Genomic DNA, 16,440 nt, shown 5'->3' with positions numbered 1-16,440 from the left:
GAAAAATTATTATGCAAAGAAAACACCGTCAGCGCAAAGAGTTGACGGTGTTAAAAAGCCTATTTTCTTGTTTGTTTTCATAATTGAAAGGTTTTCGCTATTGTGTTTAAGCTGCCAAACAGCAAGCCGGTTGGCTATCGGAGTTTGCGTTAGCCCTTAATAAACAACTGTTCCCAATAATATCTGTACGGAGCATTTTGGTCAACATAACACGAAACACCGATTTTGTTATATTTGCTGTTCATTATGTTTGCTCTGTGCGACGGAGAATTCATCCATTCTTTTACTACAGCTTCGGGTGTGTTCTGTCCTGCGGCAATGTTTTCGGCTGCCGAAGTGTACGAAACATTATTCTGCTTTAAAACCATAGACCAGCTTGTGCCGTCAGGGCGCTGGTGTGAAAACAGAGTTGCTGTTTCTTTTGAACGAATGTTTGAAAGGTTTGTAAGAGTTGTGTCTTTTGTGAGAGGAGAAAGTCCCTCTTTTGCCCGTGCCGCATTTACAAGTTCAATTACCTTATCGGCAAATTCTTTATTATAGCTTGCAGATCCGCTCGGCTGTGTGGTAGGCTGCGGTTGTGAAGTCGGTTGTACGGTGGTCGGCTGTGTTGCAGGCTGTGTCGGAGTTTCTCCTCCCGAAATGAGCATTTGAGCCGAGGTTACATCCTGAACATCAATTTTGCCGTCATTGTTATAGTCGGCAATTTTTTTCTGATTGTCTGTCAGTTCTCCGTCACCTGCTATTTTTATCTGCAAGTATGTAACATCCTGCACATCAAATCTGCCGTCATCGTTTAAGTCGTATTTTTGCGTATCAAGTGCTGATGCCGAAACAATTGCAGTTGCCGCTACTGCTGTGGCGGTAAGTGTTACGGCGATAATTTGTTTTAAATTTATCATATGAACTCCTGTGATTTTAACTCTGATAGATATTTAAAAGAATGTTTTTGATGTCCCAAAGTTTTTTCGAGAGGTCAACATAGTAGTTGTGCGGGTTCTCAAATCGCTTTACCTCGTCCCAAAGGAGTCCGATTTGGTCTTTGCAGTATTTTGCAATATCTTCAATCTTTGGCGATTCATACACGCACTTGCCGTCCTTAAATATCGGTACAAGTAATTCTTTTGCGGTAAAGTCTGTGAGAGTTTTTGCTTTCCATGTTGCATTCTGGTCGAAAATGGTGTGTGGTTTTGAGAAATCCATTACTTCGTCGTACACGCAAAGTTCGTCGGCAAGAGCCTTGCCGCTCTCGTTGTCATAATAACGGTAAAGTTTTTTGAAATGAGGATTTGTGATTTTTGATGTGTTCTCGCTGACTTTGATTTTCGGGATAATTTCGCCGCTTGTGGGTTCTTCAACGGCAACAAGTTTATATACACCGCCGAATACAGGCGAACTTGACGAAGTTATAAGTCTTTCGCCAACTCCGAAAACATCGACCTGTGCACCCTGCATCATAAGGTCACGGATAAGGTACTCGTCGAGTGAGTTTGACGCAACAATTTTGCAGTTTTCAAGTCCTGCCTCGTCAAGCATTTTTCTCGCTTTTTTAGAAAGGTAAGAAATATCGCCCGAATCAAGACGAATTGCAAATTTGTTAATGCCCTTTGGAACAAGCACTTCTTTAAATACTCTTATTGCGTTCGGAACGCCGCTTTTAAGCGTGTTGTAAGTATCGACAAGAAGTGTCGGGTTCTCAGGATAAAGCTCGCAGTAGGTGCGGAATGCTGTATATTCGTTGTCGAACATCTGAATCCAGGAATGAGCCATTGTGCCGCCTGCGGGTACGCCGTAAAGTGCGTCTGTAAGTGTGCAGGCTGTACCGGCACAACCGCCTATGTATGCGGCTCTTGCACCGTCAACGGCACCTGTTGCGCCCTGTGCACGGCGAGAACCAAACTCAAGAACAGTTCTGCCCTGTGCGGCACGAACAATTCTGTTTGCCTTTGTTGCAATGAGAGTCTGATGATTGATTGTAAGAAGTAAAAATGTTTCGATAAGCTGTGCCTCTATGGCAGGAGCTTTTACCGTAATAATCGGTTCGTTAGGGAAGATAGGAGTTCCCTCGGGAATAGCGTAAATATCACCTGTGAATTTGAAATTTGAAAGATATTTTAAAAATTCTTCGTCAAAAATTCCTTTTTCTCTAAGATATTCAATATCGGTTTCGGAGAAGTGGAGATTTTTGATGTAGTCAATTACCTGCTCAAGGCCTGCCGCAATGGCAAAACCGCCGTTGTCGGGTACTTTGCGGAAGAAAAGGTCGAAGTAAACAGTCTTTTTGTAAAAGCCGTTTTTAAAATAGCCGTTTGACATTGTAAGCTCGTAAAAATCGCAGAGCATGGAATAGTTAGTTTCTGTCATTATAAATCACCTTAATAAAATTTGATTTGCATTGTGTTTCGAATCTATCAGCTTTCGGTTTGTTCAAGATTTTTTACACCCTTGCTAAGGCAAAGCCTTTGTGCAAAAACCGCAAGCACATACATAACAATAACAAGTCCAAGGTTAATTATAACAGGTTCAACGCCAAAAATCCATAGCAATACAAGAGAAATTGCACAAATAGCGGCGGTAATTGCTATAATTATGGCTGCATTGATTACGGTATTGTAGTTACCTCGCAAAGCGTTGATTTCATCGTCCCATACAAGTTTAGGGTTTATTGTGTCCAAGAATATACCGAGGTAGGTTACAAAAACAACGCAGATAAGGCTTAAAAGAATATGTATAAGCGGAATTACGATGAATACAAACGGGTTAAAGCTGTCTGCGAGAATTGCGCAGTAAATATTAAATGCAATTACATAGAGCACCATAACAGAGCCGCTGATGATTATACTTGTAAGTGCTTTTGCATTCAGTTGAACTCTTAATGTAACGGGAATATAGCGCATAAATTGGAAGTGCTTGCCCTCTCTTGAAATTGCGGAAGAAGCGATACTGTTAATTGCCGTGACAAGGGCGGAAATTACAACAGCCGCTACGGTAATTACAGTAATACTTTTTTGATCTCCCGCAAGGTACGGTGTAAGTGTGCCCGACAAAAAGTTTGTACTGCCCTGCAAAATCATAATAACAGCCATAAAAACAGGCCACAAAAGGTTAATGGCTATGCAGTCCATAAAGAAAGGCGGAGTTCTGAAAAGGATAAGAAATTCTTTTTTCAAATAACTTGCAAAAACTCCTTTTTGGGTTGATTCTTCAACAGCCTGACTTGCAATGCTTTTACTGCGTTTGGATTTTGTGGTATTGATGTCCGACACACCTTTGATATACATTTTTGACGCAAGGAAAAGGAAGACTGCAACAAAAATTACATTTGCAAGCAAGTATAAAAGCAGTTGATATACGGATTCGCTTGAGATAGAATCCATCATAAGCGGAATGTGCGGAAAAATAAAGTTCATAACATTTAAAAATCCGTTGTCTGCGCTTGCAAGCGAAGTAACGATTGCGTCGGGATTAAATCCGCTGATGCTTACGAGAGCAACCAATGCGCCGACTATAAGCACGGCAGTGCCGATACCTGTAATTTTATTGAGGAAATCACGATTTTTTACCGAGTGGGTAAAGTACATAAATATAACGGCAATAATTCCGCAGTAAGCAAGAGGAATAATGGGAACGGTAAGTATGCCGATTATTGAAGTTATAACACCTGTAAGCGAAAATCCCTTTGCCGACATAAAGCCTACGCAAGCGCCGAGAATAAGGATAAATTCCATTATGTTTTCCGAAAGCAGGGAATAAGCAAACTTTGCGCTTACGATTTCTCTCGGCTTTAACGGAAGAGGAATGAGATTTTCAATATCGTTTGAAAAATAAAATATATTGATAATTACATTAATTCCGAATACTACGGAAAGGATAGAAATAATATGTAAAATTACTTCCGCACCCTGTGTTGCTCCGCCGTATGTCATTACGCCAAGTGTTAGAGCATAGGTGATTATTCCGACAAGCGCACCTGCCGGTATCATAATAAGAAGCACAACCGCCGTACCCATAATTGTATAAAAATGTTTGGAACGCTTTTTTTCTGCGGAGGTTAGCTCGGTTGTTTTTATAAAGGTTTTTAATAAATTAAAAAAATTACTCATTTTCAGTCAGCTCCAAAAAGATTTGTTCAAGTGATTTGCCTGTGTTCTGACTACAAAGATTATCGAGAGTGCCGTCATAAAGCGATTTGCCCTTTTTTATTATGATAACCTTGTCGCAGAGTTTTTCGGCAACTTCAAGTATGTGGGTGGAGAAAAATACGCAGTTACCCGCATCTGCGTGTTCACGCATCATAGCTTTCAGTTCAAAAGCACTCTTAGGGTCAAGACCGATGAGCGGTTCGTCAAGAATCCATACATCGGGATTGTGCACAAGTGCGGCGGCAACCATAATTTTCTGACGCATACCGTGCGAGTAGCTTAGCATAGGTGCGTTTAAGCTGTCGGTAAGTCCGAATCTGTCGCAAACTTCGGTAAATCTCTTTTTGCGCACATCTGACGGAACTTTGTAGATGTCACCGATGAAATTGAGAAACTCAATTCCTTTGAGCCTTAAGAACATATCGGGACTGTCGGCAATGTAACCGATACTTTTCTTTGCCTCAAGCGGTTCTTTTTTTATGTCGTGACCGTTGATGCTTATTTCACCGCTGTCACTTGAGAGAATACCTGTAAGCATTTTGATTGTGGTGGTTTTGCCCGAACCGTTCGGTCCGATAAAACCTACAATTTCGCCTTTATTTACAGTAAAAGACAGGTCGTCTACTGCTTTTAAAGTGTTGTTAAATACCTTTGTAACATTATTGAATTTTATCATAATATCAGTCCTTTATATGAATGTATTTATATAAATATTATAAAATCAGATATAGTCCCTGTCAATTATTTTTACATTGTTTTTAAAATTTGTTCTAATGCGACATATTTTGAAAAGCTTTTTGTATATGCAAAGTTTGGCAACAACAATAACCCCTCCGACAACGCATATTAACAGCGTTGCCGGAGGGGTTATGCTTTTAAGCCTGTAATTGATTTAAAATTTTATTTCTTATTCTTTTTTAGTTTACCGATTACATAAATCAGTACAAAGCCGAGCAGGAAAGCGCCTACTACACATTTAAACACAATGCCGAGCACACCGTCAAACATTGCAATTCCCGAAAAACTGTTCATAGCGTACCATACAGTCATAAAGCTGAAAAAACCCCCGATGATGTAGCACAAAGAACCGAGCTTTTTTGCCGATACGAACATATACAGAGCGATTATTGCCCATAATATAAAGTAAAAGGATTTTATGGTTTCCATTTGTTGATCTCCTATAAATCTAATGTATTAATGATTTAAAGTTTAAGGTCGGGAATATACTGCTTTATAATTGAAATTAATCCGACCTTTGGAGTATCTTCGTCGGGTAACTGCGGAAAGTCATATGCCGCATAGTCATTGCCCTCGATAATCGCAGGTCCGTTCTCCGAAATGCATACATCCCAACCGCAATACTTAAATTCGGGTTCTTCCAGTGCCGCATTTTTAACAAGCTCCTTGACCTCTTCGCAGTAAGGAATTTTAAAACCTTTAAATTTTATTCCCGAATACGGGTGTTCGTATGCAATTTCCATATCGGAAGTATGTCCCGGCCCTGTTACCGTACCTGTATCGAGGTCAAAGTGACAGGCAAAACCGCCGTTTTCAAGATTATCTACAAATTTACCGTTATTTCCTGTTTTAAACACCGCATACAAAATATTCGGCTTGCCGTCTACCACAAGTGTGGCAATTCTTAAGCAGTTAATTGAGTGAGGATAAATTTTTGAAACATCGGGGTGTTGTTTTATTGCCTCTTCAAGTACACCGAATTCGTTTTCTTTGTCAAAAACATAATTATAAAATTCTTCGTCACTCTTAAAGTCCGCTTTAACAAGTTTTTCAATGCCTTTGCCGCATTCGCCGAAAGCAGGCTTTGCAATGAAAACATCCCAAGGCTTAATAAATTCGCTGAATTGCTCCAAAGTAATCTTTTCCTCAATTACAAGTACCCGTCTGCCAAGATATTTTGCAAATCTGGTATCAAATAATCTTTTATCGTTAAATATTTCGGCACTTGTAAGATCGTTCTGCATTAACATAAAACGCTTGTTTTTAAAGCGTGTCATATACGTTTTGCGTTGGTCTGCAGTCATATTGTAGTATTCAAACAGAACATAGTCATTATATCCCGCTCTGTATTTAAAAAAGCAACCTACCATATCAAAGAAAATGCCGGCTTTGTTTTTGCCGGATTTTGTGTGAACGGTATTTATTGCGCCGGAAAGTTTGCTGAATGTTGCGCCGGAGCAAACTCTGAAAAAGTAACCGATTCTCATAATAACCTCTTTTGTATCTTAGTTGTATCAAAATTACGGCTAATTTAAGCCATTTTGTGTAGTTAAGGGTGTATTTGTCAATATAACTTCCATTATAGTATATTTTGCGCTGAAATGTCAATAATGGTGACGGATTTGTGAAAAGTTTTTGAAAAGTAAAATTTTTCTGATAAAACTCTTGACTTTTGCTGACTTTAAGATTATAGTATAAGCATAAGAGTTAGCACTCACACACAGAGAGTGCTAAAACAACAAAAAACGCAGGCAGAGAGGTGATACCTATGGAGCTTGCGGAAAGAAAGCAAAAAATTCTTTCGGCTGTTGTTGAAAACTTTATAAAGACAGGTGAGCCTGTAGGTTCAAAAACTCTGATAGACGAAACGGATTTAAAAGTTTCATCGGCTACGGTAAGAAATGATATGGCAGACCTCACACAAAAGGGTTATCTTGTTCAGCCGCATACATCGGCAGGCAGAATACCTACTCAGCAGGGCTACAGATACTATGTTGACAATCTTATGAAGATTGTGGCGGTGTCACAGCGGGGCAGAGAACTTGTGGAGGATAAACTTTACAGAAATGCCGAATCACCCGAAAATATTTTAAAATCGGCGGCAGATCTTCTTTCGGAGCTGACAGGACTTACCGCAGTTGCCACAGCACCGAATTCCGCAGAAAGCAGGATTCACAAAATCAGCTTTGTGCAGACGGGTTCGCACACGGCAATGACTGTTGTAATTGCCTCAAACGGCATTATAAAAAATCAGCTTTTCAGATGCGAATTTATAATCACTCCCGAAATTCTTGAAGTGTTTGACAAAGCGCTTAACGAATTGTTTGACGGAGTAAGGCTTTCTTCGATAAATCGTCCGTTTATACAGACGGCAGCGGCAAGATTTGGCGAGTTATCGCTCTTTATGCCAAGTGTGCTTACGGCGATAAAAGATGCGGCAGACAAGGCAAACGAAGTCGGAATCTTTTTGAGCGGTCAGACAAAGCCGTTGTTTATGCAGAATGTAAATTTTCTTGCGGCAAGAAATGTAATTGAACTTCTTTCAAGGAAAGGAGATCTTGCAGGTGTTCTTACAAGCCTGCCGATAGGTACTTCGGTAAGTATAGGTACAGAAAACAGCCGTATAGAACTTGCGTACAGCTCGGTAATTTCTTCAAGCTATAGCGTAAAAGATACACCGTCCGGTACGCTTGCCGTAATAGCTCCGATACGAACGGATTACGGCAGAGTGATTTCGATTATAGAATGTATAAGCGAATGTGTAAGTAAAATAATAAGCGAGCTTATAGAGCATTAATATAGAATTAATATAGAAAGGAAAGGTAATATGTCAAAGAAAAAAGAAGTGACAAAAGACGAAGCTGTTGTAAACGAGAATACATCCGAACAGACAGCTGAAGCGGTTACGGAAGAAATTGATGAAACCGCCAAAAAAATAGCTGAACTTGAGGAGGAGCTCAACTCACAGAAAGACAAATATCTTCGCCTTTGTGCCGAGTATGACAACTACCGCAAGCGTACAGCAAACGAAAAGCTTTCTATTTATGATGACGCAACAGCAAAGGCGGTTACAGAGCTTTTGCCTGTAGCAGACAGTATTCAGATGGCTATTACAAATTTAAAAGATTGTGACCCCGAAATTTTAAAGGGCATTGAGCTTATTTCAAATCAGCTTGCAAAGTCGCTTGAAAAGCTCAAGGTTGAGCCTTTCGGTGCGCAGGGTGAGGAGTTTAATCCGGAAATTCACAACGCAATCTCAAAGATTGACGATGAGAATTTTGAAAAGAACTGTATTTCACAGGTGTTCCAGACAGGTTACAAAATCGGTGATAAAATTATTCGTCATGCAATGGTTCAGGTTGCAAATTGCGACTAAGACCTTTATATAAATAAATCAGTATAAAAGTAAAACAAATATATTCAGGAGGAATTCATTATGGCAAAGACAATAGGTATAGATTTAGGTACAACAAACTCATGTGTAGCAGTTATCGAAGGCGGCGAGCCTGTAGTTATTCCTAACGCCGAGGGCGCAAGAACAACTCCTTCCGTTGTTGCTTTCTCAAAAGACGGTGAGCGTATGGTAGGTCAGGTTGCAAAGCGCCAGGCTATCACAAACCCTGACAAGACAGTTTCTTCTATTAAGAGAGAAATGGGTACATCATATAAAGTATCAATTGACGGCAAGCAGTACACACCGCAGGAAATTTCAGCTATGATTCTTTCAAAGTTAAAGGCAGACGCTGAAGCATACCTCGGCGAAAAGGTAACACAGGCAGTTATTACAGTTCCTGCTTACTTTACAGACGCACAGCGTCAGGCTACTAAGGATGCAGGTAAGATTGCAGGTCTTGATGTAAAGAGAATTATCAACGAGCCTACAGCAGCTGCTCTTTCATACGGTATAGATAAAGAAAAAGACCAGAAGGTTATGGTATATGACCTCGGCGGCGGTACATTCGATGTATCTATCATTGAGATGGGCGACGGTGTTCAGGAAGTTCTTGCAACAGCAGGTAACAACCGCCTCGGTGGTGATGACTTCGATAAGAGAATTATCGACTGGATGGTAACATCATTCAAAAACGAAACAGGTATTGACCTTTCATCAGATAAGGTTGCTATGCAGCGTTTCAAAGAGGCTGCAGAGAAAGCTAAGATAGAGCTTTCGGGCGTTACAACATCTTCAATCAACCTCCCGTTCATTACAGCAGACCAGACAGGTCCTAAGCACCTTGACTTAACACTTACAAGAGCTAAGTTTGACGAACTTACAGCAGACCTTGTAGAGGCTACAATGGGTCCGGTTCGTTCGGCTCTCTCTGATTCAGGTTTACAGATCAGTCAGATTGACAAGGTTCTTATGGTCGGCGGTTCTTCAAGAATTCCTGCTGTACAGGAAGCTGTTAAAAAACTTATCGGCAAAGAGCCGTTCAAGGGCATTAACCCTGATGAGTGCGTAGCTGTAGGTGCTGCTATTCAGGGCGGCGTTCTCGGCGGCGAGGTAGAGGGACTTCTTCTCCTCGATGTTACACCTCTTTCACTCGGTGTTGAAACAATGGGCGGCGTAATGACAAAGATTATTGAGAGAAACACAACAATTCCTACAAAGAAGAGCCAGATTTTCTCAACTGCCGCTGATAACCAGACACAGGTTGAAATCAATGTTTTACAGGGTGAGCGTGAATTTGCAAGAGATAACAAGCAGCTCGGTTTGTTTGCTCTCACAGGCATTGCTCCAGCTATGCGTGGTATTCCACAGATTGAAGTAACATTTGATATTGATGCAAACGGTATTGTTAATGTATCTGCAAAAGACCTCGGTACAGGCAAGGAGCAGAAGATTCAGATTCAGAACTCAACCTCAATGAGCAAGGAAGATATCGACAAGGCTGTTAAGGAAGCAGAGCAGTACGCCGCAGAAGATAAGAAGCACCGTGAAGAGGTTGACGCTAAGAACGAAGCAGAGAACCTTGTATATCAGGCTGAAAAGCTCGTAAACGAGAGCGGCGACAAGATTTCAGAGGACGAAAAGAATACAATCAATACAAAGTGTGCTGCAGTTAAGGACGCTATCGCTAAGAACGACAAGTCTATGATTGACACTGCTAAGGAGGATTTACAGAAAGCTGTTTACGAAGTTTCCGCAAAACTTTATCAGCAGGCAAATCCGCAGGGTGCACAGGGTGCGGCTCCGCAGGGTGACCCACAGCAGGGCACACAGGGCGGCTCAAACGGTGACCCTAACGTATATGATGCCGATTTTAAGGATGTTGACGGCAACTGATTAAAAACGGCACCTATAAATAGATTTACACAATGATTGACTTCATTTGTTTTTCCTGTTAAAATTTGTTAAAGGGGCTGTTTTTTGCAACGGCTCCTTTAGCACTGTATGGATTTTTGACAGCGTATATAGATAACCTTTATACAGCTGATAACAAGTTATTAAAAGGTGAGAATGATGGCAGATAAAAGAGATTATTACGAGGTGCTTGGCGTTTCTAAGGGAGCAAGCGAAGATGAAATTAAAAAGGCTTACCGTCAGAGCGCTAAAAAGTACCACCCTGACCTCCATCCGGGAGATAAGGAATGTGAAGAAAAATTCAAAGAAGTCAACGAGGCTTACGAGGTACTTTCAGATAAAGATAAAAAAGCCCGCTATGACCAGTACGGTCACGCAGGCGTAGACCCTAACTTCGGTGCGGGCGGCGCAGGCGGTTACGGTGCATACGGTCAGGGCATTGATATAGATGATATTTTTTCAAGCTTTTTCGGCGGATTCGGAGGCAGACGCTCCAATAATCCTAATGCTCCGAGCCGAGGCAGCGATGTTGAGGCAAGCATTTATATTTCATTTGAAGAGGCTGCAAAGGGCTGTAAAAAGACCGTAAGCTACGATTGCGTTTCTTCTTGTGACGAATGTCACGGTACGGGCGCAAAACCCGGTACTCAGCCTAAGACCTGCTCTGTGTGCGGAGGCTCGGGCAGAGTTACAATCAGCCAGCGTTCACCTTTCGGAGTTGTTCAGACACAGCGTGCCTGTGACGCTTGTCACGGTAAAGGCAAGATTATTGACAGTCCTTGCCCTAAGTGCGGCGGTTCGGGCAGAAAGCGCAGGACTAAAACTGTTGATATTACAGTTCCGGCAGGCATTAAAGACCAGCAGATTCTTAATGTCGGCGGCAGAGGCAACGCAGGTTACAACGGCGGCCCGTCGGGTGACCTTCATGTATATGTAAATGTTCAGCCGCATCCTGTATTTGAACGCAGAGGCGATGATGTATGGTGCAATCTTCCTCTCACATTTGCACAGGCTGCTCTCGGCGCAGAGGTGGTTGTTCCTACTCTCGACGGCAAGGTTTCGTATCAGGTTCACGAGGGTACACAGCCGGGCGATGTATTTAAGCTTAAGGGCAAAGGCATTCAGCGTCTTAACGGCAGAGGAAAAGGCGACCAGTATGTGCGTGTAACCATTGAAGTTCCGAAGAATCTTAACGCTAAGCAGAAAAATCTTATAAAAGAATTTGAGAATGTTACAAACGAAAAGAACTACGCACAGCGCAACAGCTTTTTTGAGAAAATAAAGAGAATGTTCAACGAATAATTCTGATAATAGTATATAAAGGGGCTTAACAAATGGAGTCTTGGACAGAAATAAAAATTGCGGTAAACGCAAAGGATATAGACAGGGCAGGCGACATTGCGAATGTTGTAGTGCCTTACGGAATTTATATTGAGGACTACACTGCTCTTGAGCAGGAAGTGCAGGAGATTGCACACATTGACCTTATAGATGAGGATTTGCTCAAGAAAGACAGGAGCGTTGCCTATGTTCATATTTACCTTGAGCCTGATGTTTCTCCGAACGAGGCTGTAGCCTTTTTGTCCGAAAGGTATAATGCAGAGGGCATTGAGCATAAAATTGAATTGCTCGACTGTGCCGAAGAGGATTGGAGAAACAATTGGAAAAAGTATTTTAATCCGATTGCCGTTGGAGAAAAGCTCCTTATTTGCCCGAGTTGGAGAGATGATTACGATCCGCAGGGCAGAATAGTTTTGAATATTGACCCGGGTCTTGCGTTTGGCACAGGCAGTCACGAAACCACAAGACTTTGCCTTGAAATGTGCGAAAAGTATATGAAAAAAGGCGACAAAGTGCTTGATGTGGGTTGTGGCAGCGGTGTGCTCGGTATTGCGTCTTTGCTTATGGGTGCAGAAAGTGCCGTCGGAGTTGACATTGACGATGTTGCGGTAAGAACCGCAAAAGAAAATGCCGAAATTAACAATGTGGCTGACCGCTTTACTGCAATCTGCGGCAGCTTTACAGATAAAGTAACAGGTAAGTATGACATTGTACTTGCAAATATTGTAGCAGACGCAATTATGTTCCTTTCAAAAGGTGTAAAAGACTTTATGAAAGACGATGCGGTTTATATTATGAGCGGTATTATTGATACCCGTGCCGAAGAGGTAAAGGAATCAATCGGCAAGGATTTTGACATTATAGAAGAACACCTTGAAAAAGGTTGGGTGTGCCTTGCCGCAAAAGCAAAAAAATAAGGTAATAAATGTGCTGTATAGTGCGATATTTACTGAACATTTGTCATAAAACTGTCACAATAGTGTGATAAAATCTAAATAATTTTGATGCTCGGAGGCACGATTATGAAAAAACCAAATAAAAAGAATACAGTAAATCTGTTTTTCTCTGCATTCCTTATTCTTGCGTTTGTAGTATGCGCACACTTTTTCTCTAATTTTGCACTTGGACAGAATCAGGTGCTTTCAAATGTAATTCAGTTGTTTGTTTACACAGTGTTCGGTCTGCTTTTGTTCTATGCAACAAGAGTCGGCGACGGAAAGCCTGTAAAGCGTTTTTCACCGATTACATTAATAATTATGGTATTGCCTGCGCTTTACATAATGATTGCAAGCATAGCAAGCGGTATGCCGCTCCACAGCGCATTTGTTATAAATGACAGTTCAATCAGCATTGTAACAACACTTGCAGCCGTTGTATTCGGTTACGGTATTCCATACACATTCTTAAGCGGTTTTGAAATTGCCGAGGAAGAGAACGAAAGCGAGAAAAAATTCGTTGAGGGCGGTATAGAAGCTGACATTCAGGATGTTGAAAATGAAGAAGAATCAGAGGAAACTTCCGAAAATGCCGAAGAAACCGAAACAAGCGAAGAAAACACAGAAGAATAATTTGTTTTACTTATTAATTTGACAGCGACTTGACAAAATCGAGCCGCTGTTTTATTATTTAAGCGGTGCCTTATACGGTTATTTAAGAATTAAAGGCTTTTTATCATAAGTTTGGGTAATTTATAGTTTAGCGTAATACTTCAGCCAAGTAATTATAAAAGTTTGGTCAACCTTTGAAAAGGCTTGACCTAAATTTTTAAATTATTACACTAAACCGTGAGCCAAACAATAATTTATTATTGTTACCCCAACATTTAGAACCGAATTAAAGAGGGTGAATTTATGGACGAAAAGGATAAGTTTGACGGAACAGAAAAAATTGAAGAGGAAGAAGAAAAAGTATATATTGCCCGTCACGCAAAAAAAGATGAAGAGGACAGATTTGCGGATATTGAAAATTTTGATGTTGATAATACCGAAACTGTTGAAAATAAAGAAGTTGAAAAAAATTCAAACGATGTACCGAATAATGAGCCTGCCATAGACAGCGCAGAGAATTTTGATGTTCACAGCGATAATTACGGCGATGATTTTGACTGTCAATCGATAGCAAGCAAAAATCATATACCGTCGGATAATCCGAAAAAAAGCAACAGAGATTACGGTGACGGTTTTGACGCTCAAACGGGTGAGGACAGACACGAATTTAAGCGCAGACAACCGAATAATGACGACTATTATGAGAATAATGCAGATACGGACGATTATTCGGGAAAGCCGAAAAAGCAGAAAAAAGCGAAAAAACAAAAGCAGAAAAACAGTAAGGCGGCTATGGTATGCGTAGTGGTAGCCGTTGCGGTTATAGTAGTATGTGTGCTTGCTTTTGTGCTTTCAAAATGTTCGTTTGGCAATAAAAAACCGACGGTGACAAATGCACCTACCACGAAAGCGACTGTTGCCACAACTCAAGAGCCGACAACCGAGCATTACGAGCCTGAAACCGAAACGGAGTATGTTCCCGATTACACGGAGAATGTGGAGGAAACCACAGAACAGTCTTACACAGAGGAGTACACCGAGCCGGAAACAGAGCCTTACACAGAAGAATATACCGAACCCGAAACTTACGAATCTGCCCCGGATACAGAACCTGTAACGGAGTATGTTCCCGACGAAACAACACAAATTGTATAAAATGGAGATGTAAAAAATATGGGATGTAGTCATGATTGTTCATCTTGCAGCTCTGACTGCAAGTCAAAAAATTCGGAAAGTTTGCGTGAAAGCCTTAATCAATACAGCAGTGTAAAGAAAGTAATTGCCGTAGTATCGGGCAAGGGCGGAGTAGGCAAAAGCCTTGTTACTTCAACTCTTGCGGTAACTTTCAATCGTCTTGGTAAAAAAACGGCTATTCTTGACGCAGATATTACAGGCCCGTCAATTCCAAAGGCTTTTGGCATTAACGAAAGAGCAAAGGGCAATGAATACGGAATTATTCCTGTTACAACCGAAACGGGAATTGATATTATGTCAGTAAACCTTTTGCTTGAAAATCCGACCGACCCTGTTGTATGGCGTTCGCCTGTCATTACAGGCACGGTAAAGCAGTTTTGGAAAGATGTTATCTGGGAAAACGAGGACTATATGTTTGTTGATATGCCTCCGGGAACAGGAGATGTTCCGCTTACCGTATTCCAGAGTTTGCCGATTGACGGAATCATTGTAGTTGCATCTCCGCAGGAGCTTGTTTCCATGATTGTTGAAAAGGCGGTAAAAATGGCAAATATGATGAATGTGCCGATTCTCGGTCTTGTTGAGAATATGAGTTATTTTGTATGTCCCGATTGCGGCAAAAAGCATAATATTTTCGGTGAAAGCCATATTGATGAAATTGCCGAGCGTTACAATACAAAGGTACTTGCAAAGCTTCCTATTGACAGCGACCTTGCCAAGTGTGTTGACGAGGGCAGAGTAGAACTCTTTGAGGGCAACTACCTTGATGATGCCGCACAGGAAATCGAAAAAGCACTTGCGTGAATAATAAGTTATGACTTTGCGCAAATTTAAGATAAAATCTTATAATCGTTTTACGAAATGTTTTTCTGAAACATAATTTTAAAGCTAAGGCTCTTCTGAACGGAGAGCCTTTTGTTATGCACTTTAGTTAAATAAATTGTAATTTTATGCTTTATTATAATATCCAAAAATATGCTTGCATTTATATGCGTTAAAATGGTATAATTATGCTGTTCTATGGAATGTAATTGATATAAATTTGGAGGAACAGAAAAATGCACAGATGTCCGGATTGCGGAGAAAGATTTGAGGGTAATATATGTACCTTTTGCGGCAGATCCGTACCGCAAGAAGAATTAGAACAGGAAAAAGCCGTTCAGGAAAAATCCGACGAACAGGCAAATATAAATAATTCTGAAGAAATGTCGAAATCTGCAGTTGAAAATACTGCTTTAAACAGTGCCGGTGTTCAGCCTGTAAACGAATACGCACAAAACGGTTACAACACACAGCCTGTAAACAACTATGCTCAAAAAAATTACAATTCACAGCATAGTTACGGAAACCCTAATTACAGTAACAGCGCAATGCCGAGCGGTTATACTAATCAAAATCAGCCGTTTTCAGATGTTGTAAATGCCCGTGAAAAGAAAAAATCAAAAACAACTCTCATAGTTGTTCTTGTTATTGCAAGTGTATTGATTATCAGCCTTTGTGTTATCGGATATACCGTCATAACGAATGTAATCAAAAACAATAAATTTAATATGGGAACAGGTGAGCTTACGGGTGCGGATGACTCTGCTGCCGTTTCGTCCGTGAGTATTGATTTTGACGAAAACTCGTATTGCTTTTACACTGAAAACGATGACGGAACTGTTACAGTCACAGGCATTGACACCTGGGATTACTACCATAATTTTACGGATGAAGTTGTAGATGATACTTACAATTTTTATTTTAATATTCCGAGTGAAATTAACGGCAAAACCGTAACTGCTGTCGAAAAAATCAATCCGTCCAATCCTCTTTCCTCGGGTATTCTCCATATTCATATTACAATACCGGGTACAGTAAAGACAATACAGAGCGATACTTTTAACCTGTCGGAATATGTGCGTGAAATTACCCTTGAAGACGGTGTTGAAACTCTTGAGCCTGACGCTATTGTGGATTGCTATTCGTTTGATAGGGTTAATATTCCGGAATCGGTGACTGTTATAGGCGAGCATGCGGTAGGCTTTTATATTGCGGGAGATACATTTTCAGAGCCTGTCGGCAAAAGAGAATATACCCGTTCTCCGCTTACTTACATATACACTAAAGAAGGCTCGGCTGCCGACAGATACGCTAAGGATAACGATTTGTACATTAAATACAACTGATGCTTTGA

Annotated in this window: 15 protein-coding genes; 9 read left to right on the top strand and 6 right to left on the bottom strand. The window is 40.9% G+C overall.

The genetic code is table 11. The features are described from left to right. Positions 1-149 precede the first annotated feature (149 nt). From KGF34_RS07450 to KGF34_RS07425, 6 genes are all read right to left on the bottom strand, one after another. Positions 150-899 (bottom strand): CAP domain-containing protein, encoded by a 750-nt coding sequence (locus tag KGF34_RS07450; RefSeq protein ID WP_249377006.1) that lies wholly within the window; start codon positions 897-899, stop codon positions 150-152. A gap of 16 nt (positions 900-915) precedes the next feature. Then, positions 916-2,361 carry a nicotinate phosphoribosyltransferase gene (locus KGF34_RS07445; protein ID WP_252558593.1) on the bottom strand — a complete coding sequence of 482 codons (1,446 nt, stop codon included), beginning with the start codon at positions 2,359-2,361 and terminating at the stop codon, positions 916-918. Between the two features lie 47 nt (positions 2,362-2,408). Then, a complete protein-coding gene (locus tag KGF34_RS07440) occupies positions 2,409-4,100 on the bottom strand; it encodes a hypothetical protein (RefSeq protein WP_252558592.1) in 1,692 nt (563 codons plus the stop codon). Further along, the gene (locus KGF34_RS07435; protein WP_022234065.1) at positions 4,093-4,815 is read right to left on the bottom strand and encodes an ABC transporter ATP-binding protein; all 723 of its coding nucleotides are present in this window, start codon (positions 4,813-4,815) and stop codon (positions 4,093-4,095) included. Before KGF34_RS07435 ends, KGF34_RS07440 begins: the two co-directional genes overlap by 8 nt. 224 nt (positions 4,816-5,039) lie before the next feature. Next, positions 5,040-5,306: a hypothetical protein gene (locus KGF34_RS07430; protein WP_022234066.1), complete on the bottom strand. Its 267-nt coding sequence runs from the start codon at positions 5,304-5,306 to the stop codon at positions 5,040-5,042. A 35-nt stretch (positions 5,307-5,341) separates the two neighbouring features. Next, on the bottom strand, positions 5,342-6,364 hold the full coding sequence (locus KGF34_RS07425; protein ID WP_252558591.1) for a sugar-transfer associated ATP-grasp domain-containing protein: 1,023 nt from the start codon (positions 6,362-6,364) through the stop codon (positions 5,342-5,344). A gap of 281 nt (positions 6,365-6,645) precedes the next feature. On the opposite strand from KGF34_RS07425, the gene hrcA reads away from it, so the two are divergent. The 9 genes from hrcA to KGF34_RS07380 all read left to right on the top strand — a co-directional run bounded on the left by hrcA (position 6,646) and on the right by KGF34_RS07380 (position 16,432). Beyond that, complete coding sequence (gene hrcA, locus KGF34_RS07420; protein ID WP_022234068.1) at positions 6,646-7,674, top strand: heat-inducible transcriptional repressor HrcA; 1,029 nt, start codon at positions 6,646-6,648, stop codon at positions 7,672-7,674. Between the two features lie 30 nt (positions 7,675-7,704). After that, positions 7,705-8,253: a nucleotide exchange factor GrpE gene (gene grpE, locus KGF34_RS07415; protein WP_022234069.1), complete on the top strand. Its 549-nt coding sequence runs from the start codon at positions 7,705-7,707 to the stop codon at positions 8,251-8,253. 60 nt (positions 8,254-8,313) lie between these two features. Further along, positions 8,314-10,164 (top strand): molecular chaperone DnaK, encoded by a 1,851-nt coding sequence (dnaK, locus tag KGF34_RS07410; protein ID WP_195410688.1) that lies wholly within the window; start codon positions 8,314-8,316, stop codon positions 10,162-10,164. 177 nt (positions 10,165-10,341) lie between these two features. Continuing rightward, positions 10,342-11,484, top strand: a complete 1,143-nt coding sequence (dnaJ, locus tag KGF34_RS07405) for a molecular chaperone DnaJ (protein WP_117705249.1) — start codon at positions 10,342-10,344, stop codon at positions 11,482-11,484. Positions 11,485-11,516: 32 nt separating this feature from the next. Beyond that, a complete protein-coding gene (prmA, locus tag KGF34_RS07400) occupies positions 11,517-12,440 on the top strand; it encodes a 50S ribosomal protein L11 methyltransferase (protein ID WP_252558590.1) in 924 nt (307 codons plus the stop codon). 105 nt (positions 12,441-12,545) lie between these two features. Further along, positions 12,546-13,091 carry a hypothetical protein gene (locus KGF34_RS07395; protein WP_022234073.1) on the top strand — a complete coding sequence of 182 codons (546 nt, stop codon included), beginning with the start codon at positions 12,546-12,548 and terminating at the stop codon, positions 13,089-13,091. A gap of 282 nt (positions 13,092-13,373) precedes the next feature. Then, complete coding sequence (locus KGF34_RS07390; RefSeq protein ID WP_252558588.1) at positions 13,374-14,225, top strand: hypothetical protein; 852 nt, start codon at positions 13,374-13,376, stop codon at positions 14,223-14,225. An 18-nt stretch (positions 14,226-14,243) separates the two neighbouring features. Further along, positions 14,244-15,068, top strand: a complete 825-nt coding sequence (locus tag KGF34_RS07385; RefSeq protein ID WP_022234075.1) for an Mrp/NBP35 family ATP-binding protein — start codon at positions 14,244-14,246, stop codon at positions 15,066-15,068. Positions 15,069-15,322: 254 nt separating this feature from the next. Next, entirely contained in the window at positions 15,323-16,432 is a 1,110-nt protein-coding gene (locus tag KGF34_RS07380) for a leucine-rich repeat protein (RefSeq protein ID WP_252558587.1), read from the top strand. The last annotated feature ends 8 nt before the right edge of the window (positions 16,433-16,440 follow it).

The sequence above is a fragment of the Ruminococcus sp. FMBCY1 genome (genome assembly GCF_023921805.1).
Taxonomy (GTDB): domain Bacteria; phylum Bacillota; class Clostridia; order Oscillospirales; family Acutalibacteraceae; genus Ruminococcoides; species Ruminococcoides intestinale_A.
This window is presented reverse-complemented; position numbering and strand designations above follow the sequence as displayed.